At 68.6% G+C, this 16,206-nt stretch carries 12 protein-coding genes, 1 tRNA gene and 1 other RNA gene; 2 read left to right on the forward strand and 12 right to left on the reverse strand.

Features of this window, described 5'->3' with window-relative positions; genetic code table 11:
• Nucleotides 1–14: 14 nt before the first annotated feature.
• The 4 genes from OID54_RS18300 to ffs form a co-directional block, all read right to left on the reverse strand.
• Nucleotides 15–1,691, reverse strand: coding sequence for a hypothetical protein (locus tag OID54_RS18300; protein ID WP_329020965.1), 1,677 nt, complete (start codon nt 1,689–1,691; stop codon nt 15–17).
• A gap of 484 nt (nt 1,692–2,175) precedes the next feature.
• Complete coding sequence (gene purD / locus OID54_RS18305) at nt 2,176–3,429, reverse strand: phosphoribosylamine--glycine ligase (RefSeq protein ID WP_329020967.1); 1,254 nt, start codon at nt 3,427–3,429, stop codon at nt 2,176–2,178.
• 59 nt (nt 3,430–3,488) lie between these two features.
• Nucleotides 3,489–5,687, reverse strand: a complete 2,199-nt coding sequence (locus tag OID54_RS18310; protein WP_329020969.1) for a DNA polymerase III subunit gamma and tau — start codon at nt 5,685–5,687, stop codon at nt 3,489–3,491.
• Nucleotides 5,688–5,745: 58 nt separating this feature from the next.
• An RNA gene (gene ffs / locus OID54_RS18315) (signal recognition particle sRNA small type) lies at nt 5,746–5,844 on the reverse strand.
• Nucleotides 5,845–5,915: 71 nt separating this feature from the next.
• Here ffs and OID54_RS18320 point away from each other — a divergent pair.
• Both OID54_RS18320 and OID54_RS18325 read left to right on the forward strand, forming a co-directional pair.
• Nucleotides 5,916–6,003 (forward strand) — tRNA-Ser (locus tag OID54_RS18320).
• Between the two features lie 649 nt (nt 6,004–6,652).
• Entirely contained in the window at nt 6,653–7,675 is a 1,023-nt protein-coding gene (locus tag OID54_RS18325; RefSeq protein WP_329020971.1) for a DEAD/DEAH box helicase family protein, read from the forward strand.
• A gap of 631 nt (nt 7,676–8,306) precedes the next feature.
• Here OID54_RS18325 and OID54_RS18330 read toward each other — a convergent pair.
• The 8 genes from OID54_RS18330 to OID54_RS18365 all read right to left on the reverse strand — a co-directional run bounded on the left by OID54_RS18330 (nt 8,307) and on the right by OID54_RS18365 (nt 15,948).
• On the reverse strand, nt 8,307–8,606 hold the full coding sequence (locus OID54_RS18330; protein WP_329020973.1) for a hypothetical protein: 300 nt from the start codon (nt 8,604–8,606) through the stop codon (nt 8,307–8,309).
• A gap of 239 nt (nt 8,607–8,845) precedes the next feature.
• Nucleotides 8,846–9,637 carry a DUF317 domain-containing protein gene (locus tag OID54_RS18335; RefSeq protein WP_443055619.1) on the reverse strand — a complete coding sequence of 264 codons (792 nt, stop codon included), beginning with the start codon at nt 9,635–9,637 and terminating at the stop codon, nt 8,846–8,848.
• A 117-nt stretch (nt 9,638–9,754) separates the two neighbouring features.
• Nucleotides 9,755–10,702, reverse strand: coding sequence for a hypothetical protein (locus tag OID54_RS18340; RefSeq protein WP_329020975.1), 948 nt, complete (start codon nt 10,700–10,702; stop codon nt 9,755–9,757).
• 53 nt (nt 10,703–10,755) lie between these two features.
• Complete coding sequence (locus OID54_RS18345; protein ID WP_329020977.1) at nt 10,756–11,778, reverse strand: glycosyltransferase; 1,023 nt, start codon at nt 11,776–11,778, stop codon at nt 10,756–10,758.
• A gap of 1 nt (nt 11,779) precedes the next feature.
• Nucleotides 11,780–13,072 carry a serine--tRNA ligase gene (serS, locus tag OID54_RS18350; RefSeq protein ID WP_329020979.1) on the reverse strand — a complete coding sequence of 431 codons (1,293 nt, stop codon included), beginning with the start codon at nt 13,070–13,072 and terminating at the stop codon, nt 11,780–11,782.
• A complete protein-coding gene (locus tag OID54_RS18355; RefSeq protein ID WP_329020981.1) occupies nt 13,065–13,775 on the reverse strand; it encodes a histidine phosphatase family protein in 711 nt (236 codons plus the stop codon). Before OID54_RS18355 ends, serS begins: the two co-directional genes overlap by 8 nt.
• Nucleotides 13,772–14,698 (reverse strand): aminoglycoside phosphotransferase family protein, encoded by a 927-nt coding sequence (locus tag OID54_RS18360; RefSeq protein WP_329020983.1) that lies wholly within the window; start codon nt 14,696–14,698, stop codon nt 13,772–13,774. The genes OID54_RS18355 and OID54_RS18360 overlap by 4 nt, the downstream gene beginning before the upstream one ends.
• A complete protein-coding gene (locus OID54_RS18365) occupies nt 14,698–15,948 on the reverse strand; it encodes a methionine adenosyltransferase (protein ID WP_329020986.1) in 1,251 nt (416 codons plus the stop codon). Before OID54_RS18365 ends, OID54_RS18360 begins: the two co-directional genes overlap by 1 nt.
• Nucleotides 15,949–16,206 lie beyond the last annotated feature (258 nt).

Raw genomic sequence — 16,206 nt, forward strand, 5'->3', positions numbered from 1 at the left:
GCAGGACGGCGCGGTCAGACGAGCCGGACGGGCTTCTCGGGGCGAACGCCCGTCCTGGTCAGCCAGGCCCGCAGCGGTCCGGGATCGCCGTCCTCCGTCAGGCTCAGCACCGGCGACATCAGATCGGCCGAGCGCTCGCCCCGTATCAGCAGGGCCGGCCCGTCCAACCAGTCCAGCCCGGGAGCAGCACCCGCGGTGTCCACAGCGGCACAGCAGACCATCGCGGTGACATGGTCGGCGAGCAGTTCCCGCCCCGTGCGCGGGGGCTGTAGGGGGAAGAGCGGTAGCGGGTCGGCACCCCAGCCGTTCAACGCGTCGCCCTGGCTCCGCACCACGGGAAGACTGGCCGCCGCCTCCTCCCGCGCGACCTCGGCGCTGATGCCGGCCGCGAGGTTCTCCCCGACTTCGGGGGCCGGCCGCCCCAGGTGGGTGATCACCCGGGCGAGCGTCGGACCGTGGGGGCCTTCCGAAGGCGTCACACCGAGACCGTCCAGCACGCGATGGAGCCGGGCCGCCTCCGTACGCCACTTCCGGTCCACGACCTCCTCCGGATACTCCTGCCAACCAACCGGTGACCAGTTGACGCCGGTCTCCGCAGGGCCTCCGTGGAAGAGGCGGGCCGCCAGGAGGGACGCGGCCTCGTCCACGGCACCGGGCTCTTCCAGCAGATCGCAGGCGGGGCGCTCCCCGAGTCGGGAGGTGAAGCCCTCGGCGAGCCGGTCGCGCCGGGACAGTTCGGTGAGCGCGGAGACCACTCCGGCATCCAACCGGGAGGGCCAGCGGCCCATCCGCCAGGCCGGCAGGGCAACCCTGGTCAGGAGTCTGTCCCAGCCCGCGTAGGCCAGTCCGACCTGCTCCTGGGCGACGATCCGCAGACCGTAGTCCACCGCTTGGGCCCGCTCGGACGCGGCTACGGCCACCCCCCGTTCCATCTCCCCCGCGTAGGTGTGACAACTGCGCAGCAGCATGCGGGATATGGGGCCGATGAAAGCGAAGGCCAGCCGTCCCAGCAGTCGCCGCGGGGTCGATCGGACGGCTCGTTGCGCGGAGTCCGACGCCAGTGCGACCGCAGCGTCCAACCCTCGTACGAAACGTCGGGCGGCGGCTATGTCCGGGTGCGCGGACGGCGCGGTCCCCGCGACGACGGGAGCCAGCACGGCCCGCAACTCGGCCACGCGCATCCACCACAGGAAGGGGGAGCCGATGACCAGCACCGGCGCCTCCGTCGAACGCCGTACACGGGGGCCGCTGCGCACCACATGTCGAAGGGAGTGCGCCGGGTGTGTGCGGTCCTCCAGCCAGCTGTCGCAGTCGGGGGTGAGCGCCAGCGCGGAGGGCGGGGGCACATCGAGCCGCTCGGCCAGGTCCCGCACCAGGCGGTAGAGGTCGGGGGCGGATCTCTCGGGGAGCTCGACGGTGGGGCTCAGCGCGGGCTCGGCGCGCACGATCACCGCTGCGACCGCCACGGCGAGCACCAGCACGACCAGCGCGCACACCGAGCTGACCCAGCGTGCGGTGTCCCAGCCGCTCCCGCTCATATGACCGGTCACACCGCCGGCGAACAACACCACGGCCACCGCGGCGGGCAGCAGGGCGACCGCCACTGCCCTGCTGCGGATGCGCAATACGGCGAGCGCGCGCAATCGCGCGGCCTGCGAGCCGATCGACTCGCCCATACCGGTACCGGACACGCCGGTCCTCACCCCCTCTGCATGGCGACGGTGAAGGTCACTCCCCCACTGTGACACCCGTCACTGACATCGCAATGCCGATGAGCCAAGTGCCGGAACGCTTGCGCCGCACCATAGTTGGGGTGCCGGCGGTCGTCATCCAGATGGCTCAGTCGTCACTCGATGGAATGGCCTTGGGCAAAGGTGAGGACGGGCTGAGAAGGCGCTGGGTTCGCTCCCGGATCGCACGGTTTCTCCCACCCTCCGCGCTCGCCCGGAGTCGCTCCGTAGTGGGCGCGGGCTCGCATGCGGAGTGCGGAGACGGGCAGGCACCGTCACCGTTCGCCCTCAATGGGCCCATCGACGGCGCACGCGTCGCGGACGGTCGCTTGTTCCGTCACGCCCGCACGCACGCACGCATCCAGACGAGGCACAGGGTTCGGTCTCGCGGAGGTCGGCGGCAACACCCCGAGGAGTGCCGCCGCCCCGCTGCATCAGCCCTCGATCAGCCCTCGGCGACCGCGCGGGCGATGTCCGTCCGGTGCTGGGAGCCGTCGAGCCTGATCCGGGCGACGGCCCGGTAGGCCCGCTCGCGGGCCTCGCTGAGATCCTTGCCGGTCGCGGTGACTGACAGCACCCGCCCGCCCGCACTCACGACCGCATCGCCGTCATGCTTGGTACCGGCGTGCAGGACATACGCATGGGGCGCATCCTGCGCCGCGACCTCGTCCAGCCCCTCGATGGGGTCGCCGGTGCGCGGGGTGTCCGGGTAGTTGTGGGAAGCGATGACCACGGTCACCGCCGCCTCGTCGTGCCAGCGCAGCGGAGGCTCGTCGACGAGCGTGCCCTTGGCCGCGTGCAGCAGCACCCCCGCGAGCGGAGTGCGCAGCCGTGCCAGCACCACCTGGGTCTCGGGGTCACCGAAGCGGGCGTTGAACTCGATCACCCGTACGCCACGGGAGGTGATCGCAAGACCCGCGTACAGCAGCCCCGAGAACGGTGTACCGCGGCGGCGCATCTCGTCGACGGTGGGCTGGAGCACCGTCGTCATGACCTCGTCCACCAGCTTGGGATCGGCCCAGGGCAGCGGTGAGTACGCGCCCATGCCACCGGTGTTGGGGCCTTCGTCACCGTCCAGAGCACGCTTGAAGTCCTGGGCGGGGGTCAGCGGAAGGACCGTCTTGCCATCGGTGATGGCGAACAGGGAGACCTCGGGGCCGTCGAGGTACTCCTCGATGACGACCGCGCCGCCGCAGGCGATGGCGTGGTCACGGGCCTCGGTCAGATCAGAGGTGACGACGACGCCCTTACCAGCGGCGAGACCGTCGTCCTTCACCACGTAAGGAGGCCCGAAGGCGTCCAACGCGGCGTCGATCTCCTGTGTGTTCGTACAGACGTAGCTACGGGCCGTGGGCACTCCCGCGGCGGCCATGACGTCCTTCGCGAACGCCTTGGAGCCTTCCAGCTCCGCAGCCTCGCGAGACGGTCCGAAGCAGGGGATGCCAGCGGTGCGCACGGCATCGGCGACACCGGCGACCAGCGGTGCCTCCGGGCCGACGACGACGAGTCCGACCTCCAGTCGGACAGCGAGTCGGGCGACTGCGTCGCCGTCGAGGGCGTCGACCGGGTGCAGCTCCGCGATCTCGCCGATGCCGGCGTTTCCGGGCGCGCAGTGCACAGCGGTGACGTCGGGGTCGAGGGAGAGAGAGCGGCACAGGGCGTGTTCGCGGGCGCCGCCGCCGATGACGAGGACCTTCACGCCCGTCAGCCTAACCGCCGCGGACCGTGCTCTCGTACGGCCCTCCGAGCAGAGGCGTCCTATTCGTTCGTGTATTCCTCCACGACAGTGGCCCCCAGCTCACGCACGATGAGGTCATGGCCCGAGAGTGCGGACTCCACCAGATCCGGATCGTCGTCCTCGGGGACGTCGTCCTCGGGCGAGACCGGCGGCGGAGTGTGCACGGGAGCAGGACGCGGGGGCTCGGAGGCCACCGGTCTGGACGGCGCGGGCTGGCTCGGACGCTGCTCCTGCGCGGCAGGAGGTTGACTCGAAGGTCCGGCCGACCCGGATGACGGACCGCCGGAGCCGCTCTGGGGCGCCGCCGAAGGCGCGGGAGCGGGACGCTGCGCGGGCGCACCCGACCCCGACCCGTATCCGGCCGGAGCGGGACGGCCTCCGCCGAACCCGGAACCGCCACCGGCGGGACCGGAGGTGCCGGGACCCCCCGTACCGCCTGAGGGGTCGATGATCGCTTCGATCTTCCACTGCACGTGGAACTGCTCCGAGAGCGCCTGTCGGAGCACTTCCTCGCTCCCACTGCTCGCGAAGTTGTCCCGCGCGCCGGCGTTGAGGAAGCCGAGTTGGAGCGTGGTGCCGTCGAAGCCTGCCACCTGTGCGTTCTGGCTGAGGAGGATCCAGGTGAAGCGACGGCGGTTCTTGACCGCTTCCAGGATCTCGGGCCACATGTTGCGCACCTGGCCGGCGCCCTGAGCCATGACGGGAGCGGATGGTGGCGCTGCGGCGGCCCGGGCGGGCGCGGAAACCTGCGGGGCGGGGGCCGGAGCTGCGGCCGGTCGGGGCCCCTGCCCGGGGGCGGACGCGGTGGGCCAGGCACCGGGGCGGGCCCCGGCCGCCGACGGCTGGGCGGGCTGCGCCTCGGCGGGCGGGGACGGGGCGACTGGGGCCGGCGGAGGGGTGGCGTGCGCGGGAGGCGCCGTCTGCGCCGGGGGTGCCGGCTGCACGGGTGCGGCGGGTCGGGACACCGGACCGTCCGGACCGGGCATATGGGCGTGCATCTGCGGGCCGGGGACATAGCCCACGGGCGGTCCACCACCGGCACCGGCGGAGCCCACAGCGGCGGCCCCGCGCTCCAGACGATCGAGCCGGGCCTGAGTGGAACGCTCGTCGTCGTACGCGGCGGGAAGCAGCACCCGCGCACAGATCAACTCCAACTGGAGCCTCGGCGAAGTCGAACCGCGCATCTCGGTGAGGCCGGTGTTGACCAGATCGGCGGCGCGACTCAGTTCGGCCGCACCGAACACGGACGCCTGGGCCACCATTCGCTCCACGACATCGGCGGGGGCGTCGATCAATCCCTTCTCCCCCGCGTCGGGCACCGCGGCGAGGATCACCAGGTCCCGCAGCCGCTCCAACAGGTCGGCGACGAAGCGCCGGGGGTCGTTCCCACCCTCGATGATCCGGTCGACGATCTCGAACGCGGCGGCCCCGTCCCCGGAGGCGAAGGCGTCCACCACGGCATCGAGCAGGGAACCGTCCGTGTATCCGAGCAGGCCGGTGGCCATGGCGTAGGTCACACCCTCTTCGGTGGCCCCGGCGAGCAACTGGTCCATGACGGACATGGAGTCCCGCACGGATCCGGCGCCGGCCCGCACGACCAGGGGCAGCACGCCATCAGCGACCGGGATGTCCTCCTTGCCGCAGACCTCACCGAGGTAGTCACGGAGGGTCCCGGGAGGCACCAACCGGAAGGGGTAGTGGTGCGTACGCGAACGGATGGTGCCGATGACCTTCTCGGGCTCGGTCGTCGCGAAGATGAACTTGAGGTGCTCGGGCGGCTCTTCGACGACCTTCAGCAGGGCGTTGAAGCCCTGCGGGGTGACCATGTGGGCCTCGTCGATGATGTAGATCTTGTACCGACTGCTGGCCGGGCCGAAGAACGCCTTCTCCCTCAGATCACGGGCGTCGTCCACACCACCGTGGGAAGCGGCATCGATCTCGATGACGTCGATCGATCCCGGGCCGTTCCGGGCGAGGTCCTGACAGGACTGGCACTTACCGCAGGGCGTGGGGGTGGGCCCCTGCTCGCAGTTCAGACAGCGGGCGAGGATGCGCGCACTCGTCGTCTTGCCACAACCCCGCGGTCCGCTGAACAGGTAGGCGTGATTGACCCGGTTATTCCGCAGGGCCTGCTGCAACGGGTCAGTGACATGCTCCTGCCCGATGACCTCGGCGAAGGACTCGGGACGATAGCGGCGATACAGCGCAAGGGACGACACGCCTACGAGGTTATCGGGGCCCGCTGACAACCGAAGCCCACCCGCCCCCACCTGGGCAAACGCAAGCGCCCCCCACGCACCCGCCAGAGCCAACCTACCCTTGCTGCCTTCCGGCCCTGGGGGAGTTCAGTCAGATAGCGCCACGTGAGGGGCTCCGCACACAGTACCCGATCGCCGGGGTGGGAACGAGTTCGCGAGCATCCCCCGGCGTCTTGTATTGTTTGCCGCGGAGGATTCGCCTAGTGGCCTAGGGCGCACGCTTGGAAAGCGTGTTGGGGGCAACCCCTCACGAGTTCGAATCTCGTATCCTCCGCCAGTGCCTCACCGGGCACGATGTCGAAGGGCCCCACCGCTTGCGGTGGGGCCCTTCGACATGTGTGGTCTCAGTTTTGGTCTCAGTCGCGCAGGGTGGGCAGCTGCGGGACCTCAGCCAAGGGGCCCCGGCCAGGCGCAACAGCGTCATAGCATCAGAACGGCTCATGCCCCGCATACCGGAGCAACGGATCCACGTCCACCCCGGAGGTTCAGCTTCATGGTCCCCAGCGACGCAGGCAATGCGATCGACCGGTTGCGCAAGCACCTGACCGGCGCCACGCGCCTGGACTCGCTGTCGGAGTCGTTCTCCCTCTTTGTCTACGAGGCGCTCCAGGACGAGCTGACCGACGTCGAACTGCGCCTGCTCCTGCACGGCCACAGCCTCGAAGAGTTCCCTCTCAACGGACTTGAGGAGGAGAACCTCAAGCGTGCACGGCTGGACCAGCACCGCATCGCCTACGCGTTCGTGACCTGGGCCGAAGAACACCTCCGGGCAAGAACGCTCAAGCGGCGCACTCGCGGCACCTGGACGAGCGTCGACGGCCCGTTCCCCTACGTGGTCGACGGCGTGGGTCTCGAGGCCGAGAGCCTTGGCCTGGTGGCATCCCAGGACCTGTACTTCCCCCCTGGAGACCACGGACGCAGACAAGGTGGCACAGACCGTCGTCAACTTCGAGCGGATGTGGTGCGACGGTGCGACCACCGGCTCCATCCAGGAGGAGTTCCTCGCCGCGGCCCGGGCTCTCTTCGAGGACAGGGCCCCCGAGTCCGTCTACCTGCGCGTCCTGACCTCCCTGTTCAAGGACTTCGTCGAGGAGGCCGGTGAGGAGACTGCCGAGCGCGGCAAGACCGGCTTCTACGACTCGGTCGTGTGGAACAAGCTCTACAAGTTCCAGCGCGACGGTGTACTCGGCGCGATCGAGAAGCTTGAGCGCCACAACGGCTGCATAATCGCCGACAGCGTGGGCCTGGGGGAGACCTTCGAGGCCCTTGCGGTGATCAAGTACTACGAGCTGCGCAACGACCGCGTCCTTGTCCTGGCACCCAAGCGGCTGCGGGAGAACTGGACCGTCTACCGCGGCAACGACAACCGCAACCCGCTGGCCGAGGATCGGTTCCACTACGACGTCCTCAACCACACCGACCTCAGCCGAACCAGCGGGTTGTCCGGGGACATCGACCTGGCCAACACCAACTGGGGCAACTACGACCTTGTCGTGATTGACGAGTCCCACAACTTCCGCAACAACCCGCAGGTCAAGGGCCGGATGACCCGCTACGAACGCCTCATGAACGAGGTCTTCAAGAACGGCGTCAAGACCAAGGTCCTCATGCTCAGCGCCACGCCCGTGAACACCCGCCTGGCCGACCTCAAGAACCAGGTCCTGTTTGCCACGGAGGGTGACGACCAGGCCCTGGCCACAGACGGGATCAAGAGCATCCCCAGCGACCCTGGCCAAGGCGCAGAAGCGCTTCAACGAATGGCAGCGCACGCCTGCGGCCACCCAGAGCACGAAGTCCCTGGTCGGAACGCTCGGCATGGACTACATCCGCCTGCTGGACCTGGTCACGATCGCCCGCTCGCGCAAGCACATCCAGAAGTACTACGGCACGAAGGACGTAGGAAAGTTCCCCGACCGACTGGTCCCGATCAACCTCATCCCGCCCATTGACGCGGCCAACACCATGATCCCGCTGGAGCAGATCAACCAGTCGATCCTGCGCTTGAACCTGGCGGCCTACAAGCCCACCTCTTACGTCAGCACGAAGTACGAGAGCAAGTACGCCGCCATGTACGACCAGAAGGTCCGCACGGGCGGTCAGCGCGTGTGGAAGCAAACGGACCGCGAGAACAACGTGGTTCACCTGCTGCGGGTGGGTCTGCTCAAGCGTCTGGAGTCCTCGGTCAACTCCCTGGGCAAGACCCTCGGCAAGATCCTCGCCACCATCGACAGCGCGATCGCCAGCATCGACGCCTACGAGGCAACGGGGAACGAGGGGAACTCCATCGACGGCTTCGCCGACCTGGAGAACATCGACCTGGACGACCCCCAGTTCGAGGACACCGAGGCGCTCTTGCCCTCCTGACGCGCGGGTGCGGGCGCGGAGGAGGCCGGATCGTCGGCGGGGGTGCTTCTGGTGGAGCAGCCCGCCAGGGCCAGGACGGTGAGGGTGCTCAGGCTGAGGGCGGTCGTGGTGTTAAGGCGCATGCGAAACCCCAAAGTGGCTGCGGAGCGGACGGTCTGACCAGCCGGGCCTCCTGCGCCGGTGATGTGGAGGGGTAGGGACGAGGGATTTCGGGGGTCAGTGGCCGAGGTGACGCAGCCCGTCCTCAAGGGTGGGGTGCCAGTGGTCGACCGGGCCGGAGTTGCGGTTGAACCAGGCGGCGTCCAGATGCGGCTCCTGTACCTGGTGACCGGCCGGGCAGCGTAGCCACACCGAGTCGTCGCGCAGGCAGAAGACGATCCAGTCCCGGTACACATCGCACTCGGGGCACGTACGGACCTCGCCCTCGATGACGAGCGGCTGCATCCAGCGCATCATCACTCCCTCGGCATCCTGCCGGGACGGCGCCCCCAGATCTGCCGACGGCAAGTCCGGCATAACCGCTTCCGAACTCGACCCAGCCGACGCCGGTGCCTGCACCGTGTCGAACGGTAGCGGCTCGCGCGTGCATCTGGATCAGCGCGAGCGCCTCACGCTGGGCCTCACGGAGTCCACAGTCGGCGCGGGCACGTCGTCGGAACACGGAGTCTCCATCTCTGTCATCGGACGGGCATAGGAAACGTGCGACTCGGGCCAATCGGCGACGAGCTGTCGGTGCCACTCCGGTGCGCGGATCGTCAGCTGCTGCGGACGACGCTGAGCCGGCCCTCGGCGCTCTCGGGCAGCGTGCGGCGGGGCACCGGGTCCGGTGAGGCGAGCGAGTAGGCGAAGGCGGCGACCAGGTCATGCGGGACGCTGGCGCTGAAGCTGGCGCACCACAAATACGGGGCGCGGAGAACGGGTTGCGCCCATGCCTGCCAACCCGCCAGGTCGGGACGCGGATCTGCGTCCTCGATCAGCGGCGGCAACATCTCCAGGGAGACGCTGGAGGAGAACCCTGGGTCGATGGCGGTGGTGTGGGGCCGGTCCACGTCGCGGACCCAGCCCCGCGCGCTGAGTGCGTTGACGACCGTGTCGGGCCCCGCACAACCGACGTCCGGCGCCTCACGGGCGTCGAGCGCGACGAGGAGATCGGCGAGCGCCTCGTACGGGACGCCGCTGGTGAAGTACGCATTCCACTCCGCCATTGCGGAGGCGGCATGCGGGCGGGCGCTCAACTGCCAGGCAACGGGCAGCCCACCCAGCTCGAACGGGTGCGCGGCCAGGATCCACTCGGCGCCGCACGGCCCGTCCGGGCTCACGTACAGCAGGGTGTGGCGGGCCGTGGGCCACATGCGCCAGCCGAGGCCGGCCAGGCTGTCGCCGATCCGCTCGGCGAGTACGCCGTCGTCACCGGCCAGGTGGCGAGGGGTGACCCAGTACACCGGGTCCGGCGAGTCCGGACGGGAAGGGTCGTTGAGGTGGTGCGGGTGCAGGGGCGCCTCCGTGGGCTCAGGGTGTTTTTCCGGCAGGGCGTTGTACGTTCGCATCCTTCGCCGCAGAGCACCAGTCCCTTCTGGATCTTTCCCGTCTGCCTCCGGCGAACTGGTGTAAAGGTGGACAGATTTGTCCCGGCAAGCGAGCTCGATCGCTCCAGAATTCTTCCTTCAGATGCCCAGTTCCTTCTCGATCGCCATGGCCACGGCTGGCCATGGGACATTCGGCTCGCCGAACAGTCGCCAATAGCGATACGAGGCGCGGACCAGAGAGCTGACACCCAGCCGCGCCGAATCAGGGTCGATCGTTCCGATCACCCGGCGTGTGATTCCGCCGGCCCCCCGCGCGGCGGGACGGACGCCATGTCCAAGGAGGAGAGTGGCGGTGCGAACGGCGTCCAGGGTTGCGGGGGGAGCCAGGGTCGCGAACCTGCCGAAGACGAGGTCTCTCCACCCCAGTTGCGTACGTGCCCAGGCCAGCCGTTCCAGTCCGGCGCCGAGGTCTACCGCCATGCGCTCAGGGTTGTCGGTATTCCAAAGGAGGACGACGTCCCCGAGAGTCAGGTTGAGGTGGCTGAAGCGAAGGGTGATGCCTTCGACTTGTCGGCGCCTCCATGTTGCCAGTTTGCCCTGGACGCTGATGTGGCGCGCATGGAAACCCAGTCGCGACAGCACACTGAGCCAGCCGTCCAGGATCACACCGTATTCGTCGATGCGCTGAATCGGCTGGACACGGGAAACGTTGACGAACGAGGTCAGAAATCCTTCCCGGAGGTCGCCCGATGCGTCACGCTGCCCGGTGAAACGGACAACAGGCTGGGGCAGGAAGCCGCTGCGGTAGGTCAGCGGACGCCCGTCCTTGAGGAGGGGGTCAAGGGCTTGGACGGCCGAGATCGTCAGCTCGGTCTCGCGGCCCCACCGAATTGGCAGGCAGGTGTCCTGCGGGACGCCCTGGGCCGCGAAACCCGCCTTCAGCCCTGCCAGCAGCTGTTCCCACGACGGAGCCCGACGAGGCGGACAGTACGGCGATCCTCTGTGCACATGCTCGATCGCGATCCGTCTGTCGGAGACGGTGAACTCCCATTGTGCTCCGAAGACTTGACGTAGGACCGCAGGCAAGCGGACCTCCGAACAGGCCGACGGCCCCAGTACGAGCTCTCTGGAACCGCCCGTCAGCATGACCGCGTCGACATCGCGGTGAAGTGGCGGGCCGGATCGAAGCGATGCATCCCGACCTCCTGGACCTCCGTGTGCTTGAGGCCCTCGGCCTGCTCGATCGCAAGCGCGAGAAGCTCCGCTGCTGCCTCGTCGTCTTCGTCGGGGTCGGCCACCGTGATCACGCCTGTCTGATCGCACAGGGCCGCCTCGGCGCAGGTTCCCTCGCGCCACGTGAGCGCAGCCATAGGGGTGCCGGCGCGGAGAGACTCGCCGAAGACGGCGGCGCCGGCCTCCACGTACGTACGGGCATAGGTGTAGACGAAGACGGAGGCGTCGCGGATGGCAGCGGTCTTGGCGGGGCCGCCGAGTTCGCCGGCCCGCTTCACGTGGCCTGCGCTGAAGAGTCGCTCGTGGCGTCGCACGTATGCCTCATCGAAGACGGGGCCGACGATCCGTATCCGGCGGCCGAGGATCTGGGCGGCTCGGACTGCGATGTGCGGCGCCTTCTCCTCATCTATACGGCCGAGCCAGACGAGGTCGTCACCGGCGACGGCCGGCGGCTCCTCCTCGTCCAGACCGAGGTGGACGGCGAGTTCAGGTATCGGCCGGTGGTCTGCGTACCGCTCGATCATTTCGGGTGAGTAGCAGTAGAGCCGCGACCGTTTGCCGTCGAAGGCCGCGTCGGCGTGCTGGAAAACGGGCGAGTGCTGGAACGTGGCGACGTCGCAGTCCAGCTCACTCCACGTGCGGGTCCAGGCCGGAAGCGACGGGTACTCGTGCCCCACGACCAGGAGGTCGTACCCGCTGTCGCGCAGCTCGCGCTCGGCGAGCGTTCCGGGAGTGATGTCCTCCAGGCGGACCGGCTTACGGACCCAGTCGTGTTCCAGGTCCGTGAGCCAGCCCGGCCCGAGGAGGTGTAAGTCGGCGCCTGCGGCTCGGGCGCCTACGGCGACCGCCCACAGCCATCGTTCGATCCCGCCGTAGCCGGCAGGTGGGAAGGCGTAGCTACCAGGGAAGTCGCAGACGCCGACGAGCACGTTATGCCTCCGGTGTTCCGTCCGCCGAGATACGGCGGAAGCCGAGGTAAGGGACGAGAGATTCGGGCAGGACGATGGATCCGTCCTGCTGCTGGCCCTGCTCAAGGAGAGCGGCCAAGGTGCGGCCGACGGGGAGACCGGAGCCGTTGAGGGTGGCGACGAGCTTGGGCTTGCCGTCCTCGCCGCGGGTCCGGATGTTGGCCCGGCGGGCCTGGAAGGTGCCGAAGTTGGAGACCGAGGAGATCTCGCGGTACGTGTTCTGGCTCGGGATCCAGACCTCGATGTCGTAGGTGAGCTGGGCGGAGAAGCCCGTGTCACCGGCGGCCAGCTTGACGACGCGGTAGGCGAGGCCGAGTTCCTTCAGGCATGCCTCGGCATGGCCGACCATCGTCTCCAGCGTGGCGTCCGCGTTCGCAGGGTCGACCATCTGGACGATCTCGACCTTGGCGAACTGGTGCTGGCGGATCAGCCCCCGGGTGTCGCGGCCGTACGAGCCTGCTTCGGACCGGAAGCACGGAGTGTGCGCGGTGAGCGCCAGCGGCAGCTCGGCCGGCGGGATGATCTCGTCCGCGTAGAGGTTGGTCAGCGGCACCTCGGCCGTCGGGATCAGGAACAGCTCGCGGTCGGCGACGCCGGTCTTGAACAGGTCCTCCTCGAACTTCGGCAGCTGCCCCGTGCCGGTCATCGTCTTACGGGTGACCAGGTACGGGACGGCGTGCTCGATGTACCCGTGCCGACGGGTGTGCAGGTCGAGGAAGAGTGTGGCCAGGGCACGCTCCAGCGCTGCTCCGGCGCCGCGCGAGACCGCGAAGCGCGGGCCGGACAGCTTCGTCGCCCGAGCGAAGTCGAGGATGCCGGTGGCCTCACCGAGGTCGACGTGGTCCTTCGGCTCGAACGGGAAGGCCGGCGGAGTGCCGACCCGCCGGACCTCGACCGCGAAGTCCTCGGAGTCGCCGTCCGGGGCCGCGTCGTCCGGCAGGTTCGGGATGCTGAGAAGGAGGTCGCGGAGCTGCCCCTCGACCTGATCCTGGCCGACCTCGATGTCCCGGATCTGGTCCTTCAGTTCGCGGGCGCGCTCCTTCAGCTTGGAGATGTCGCCGCCCTGCTTGGCCGTCTGCTGGACCTCACTCGCCGTCCGCTTGGACTCTGCCCGCAACTCGTCGGCCGAGCGGATGTTCTGGTTGCGCCGAGACTGGAGGGACTCCAGCTCGGACAGGTCCAGAGAGTAGCCGCGACGAGCGAGCCGACGAACCGCTTCGGCACCCATTTCGATTAGGGCGCGGGCATCATGCATGAGGAAGATCCTTCTGATCCGGCGAGTGGGATACGAGATCGACGGTAGCAACCGCCGAGCCCTCGCCGATCCGGAATATGTCCGCGCCTCCGCGGTCGGCGCGACCTCCGGGAACGTCTCTGTCGAGATGACTCATCAGCGCCGTGATCCAGTCCGGCAGCTCGTCGTCGGGTATGGCAATCGGCTCGACGTACGGAGCCTCCGGGAAAAAGAGCGGCATGGCCTCTTTCGGCGATCGGCTCTGCTGCCAGAGGAGCACGGAGGCCAAAAGGCCGTGGCCTACCAGAACACGGGGACCTGGGTGCTCCACGGCGGCCAGTACTCCCGTGAGCATCCTCCGAATGCCGTCGCGCTGTGACTCGGTGCCACCCGTCGGCCGCTCGCCCGGACCCTGGCCGTCAAGCCAGACCGCGTACTCCAGGAACGGGCGGCCCTCGAACTCCCCATAGTCGAGTTCGTTCAGCCGAGGGTCGATGACCAGGTCCGCCGCCGGCACACCCATCAGCAGACAAGCCGTCTGCTGGGCACGCGGGAATTCGCTGGTCAGCCACGTCCGCACGGTGTGGAGTGGGAGGGTGGACCAGCCCAGGCTCAGCGATTGCCGACCCTCGGCGGTCAGGTGGATGGGTTGGGACGGGTCGCCGTTGACGAGGTATCGCTTGCTGTAGTTCGTCTGGCCGTGGCGGAGGATGTACGTCGTCACGATCCGCTCCGAGACGTCGATGCCAAAAGGTGGGTGAGCACTTCGGCCATCAGATGCGTTCGCGGGTCTCCGGACTCCACGTAGAAAAGGAGGCCGTCGACGGCGAGCAGGCGACACCAGGGCGCGAGCACCGGGACAGGAATCCGGGAGACGCGTGAGGCGGTGGCCAGCCTCTCGTCGGTACCGCGCCCCAGGTCGTAGTAGACGGTCCAGAAGGCCCAGTCGAACGCCGGGTCTCCCACCATGGGAAGCGGATCGATCAGCCGGGGGTGCCCCTGCCAGTCGAACAGCACGTTCTCCCGATACAGGTCCGCGTGTAGCACCGTCGCCTGGCGGGGGACCTCCTCCAGATCGATGGCAGCAGAGATACCGACTTCGGCCAGGGAGCGCCAGCCGCCGAGATCGAGCTTCTGTAGCCGCTGTTCGGTCCGGGGCCGGATTTCCTGCGCGAGGTGGTCAGCAAGGCGTGGAAGCCCGTCTGGCCGGCGCCTGTGCTGCCCAAAGGTGTGCAGCCCTTGGATGGCCGCAGCCACCATCTGAATCTCTCGCCTTGGCCGGTCCGCACCACCGGGCTGCCCTCCAACGAGTTCGAGTGCGGCCACAGCCAGGTCGTCCGTGGCCTCCACAACGCCGACTGTCGGTCCGCCGGCCCAGAGTCGCAGCGCGTCCACCTCACGGCGGTAGCGGGAGGGATCGAACCACGCTTTGAGGAGCAGGGGACGACCGTCAAGGCAGGCCGCTGTCGCGATCACCGAGGCGTGTCCGGCGTCGTGATAGGCCGCGAGCGACAGCTTCCAGCCTTCCGCCGCGCGTGCCAGCCGCCCCGGGACGGCATCGAGCCACTGCTGGGTGGCAGGCCCGTAGTGCGCGAGCAATCGCCGTCGGCACCCGGCAGGGATCTCTCCGAGCGTCGGCTTCGTCATCAGCTCAGCACGATCCCGTCGGAGACCAGCTCGTCGGTCAGCGCCGGGAACTCGCTCAGCGTCTCCATGACGAGGGCCTGCACCTTGTCAATCTCGGCGTCCGGAGCCGAGAGGCGGACCAGTATTCGCCATGGCTGATCCAGACGCTGGCCGGTGGTGCTGACCAAGTGCACTTCCGCGTGCCCGTCCGTGGTCTCGTGCAGGCGCTCGGCCAGACGCTGTGCAGCGATGTTGTAGAGCTTGCCCACGTGGTACACGGGGTTCTTGCCGTTGGCTCCCTCCAGGTTCATCGGCCGCAATGGCGTGATCAGGCCGTTGACCCGGTTGCCGCGACCGACGACGCCCTCGTCCCCCGACTCGATCGAGCTTCCGGTGTAGGTCAGGTACAGCTCGTCCTTCTCCGGGACGTCGCGGGCGTTGAGCCGGAAGCGCGCCTGCGCACCGGACAGCCGGAGACCGGCCAGGCGGTAGCACTCGGCCAATACGGTCTCCGCGTTGCGGATGTATTCGGCCCGGCTGGCGACGTGGCGCGACTTCTGCGGGACGCACAGCACGACGTCGGCCTGGCCGCCGTCCCAGTAGCCCATGAGCTTGACGTCGGCCCCACACCATGGGTGGGCGCGGGTGAACTCGCTCGCGCCGGAAAAGTGATCAACCAGCTCGCGAACGAACGACTCAAAGACGTTCTCCGGAGCCCAGCCTGTGCCGAGGGACGTGTCGTTCGACAGCCGGACCCGCCGTTCCCGCAGGTCATCGACGGAGCGCGGATTGAACCAGCGTGTACGGTCCGGGACCCCGTCGCCGGTGAGGACCGCGCCCGGACTGGAGTTGCTGGTGATGTTGAAGACGATGTCGAGGTGGTCTGACACCTCAGGGAGCCGCTCGGCGAAGAACGCCCTGACCTCAGTCTCGACGATCTCCTGGACCGGGATCTCCTCGCCCCCGCACATGGGCGCTGCCCGCCCATTGACCAGGACACGCACCGGGTCCGTCATCCTGCCGGCGCCGTATCGGACCTCGCTGGCCCCGCCGAGGAGGGCGAGCTTGTCGAAGTTGTGGTGCAGCACGGCGCCGAAGCGCGCGACGGTGTAGTGGCTGTAGGCGCGGGATAGCCGCTCGGCGAGGTGGTCGGCCAGGGTGTCCGGATGGCCGAGGCCCTTCCGCTCGACGATGGTCGTCGTGTCCGGCCCGGCCATGGCGGTGTCGATGACGAGGTGACTGTTGTTGATGATCGTGCTCGTACGAGGCATGACGAACTCCCGTTCAGGGTGGGCAGAAGGTGAATGAACGCAGGCGTCAGCACGCCTGGACGAGCGATACGCGAAGGAATCAGCGAGGTACGCCGGCGGCACGCAGGAGCGAGACGGCCTGAGTCAACGCCGCGCAGGCGGCTGAAGCCTGTTCCTCGGCCGCAAGGCGGCCGACGTCGCGGGCCGTCACGAGGTCGATGTCCTCAGGGCGACGGCGATCGACCCAGAGAAGCAGGCGCCAGGCCAGCACAGGACCCC

Origin of the sequence: Streptomyces sp. NBC_00690 (assembly GCF_036226685.1) — a bacterium.
Taxonomy (GTDB): Bacteria; Actinomycetota; Actinomycetes; order Streptomycetales; family Streptomycetaceae; genus Streptomyces.

Coding starts and splice junctions, on each gene's coding strand:
- OID54_RS18330 (WP_329020973.1), bottom strand. CDS start 8,606: ATGCCGGACTTGCCGTCGGCAGATCTGGGGGCGCCGTCCCGGCAGGAT.
- OID54_RS18335 (WP_443055619.1), bottom strand. CDS start 9,637: ATGCGAACGTACAACGCCCTGCCGGAAAAACACCCTGAGCCCACGGAG.
- serS (WP_329020979.1), bottom strand. CDS start 13,072: ATGCATGATGCCCGCGCCCTAATCGAAATGGGTGCCGAAGCGGTTCGT.
- OID54_RS18360 (WP_329020983.1), bottom strand. CDS start 14,698: ATGACGAAGCCGACGCTCGGAGAGATCCCTGCCGGGTGCCGACGGCGA.
- OID54_RS18365 (WP_329020986.1), bottom strand. CDS start 15,948: ATGCCTCGTACGAGCACGATCATCAACAACAGTCACCTCGTCATCGAC.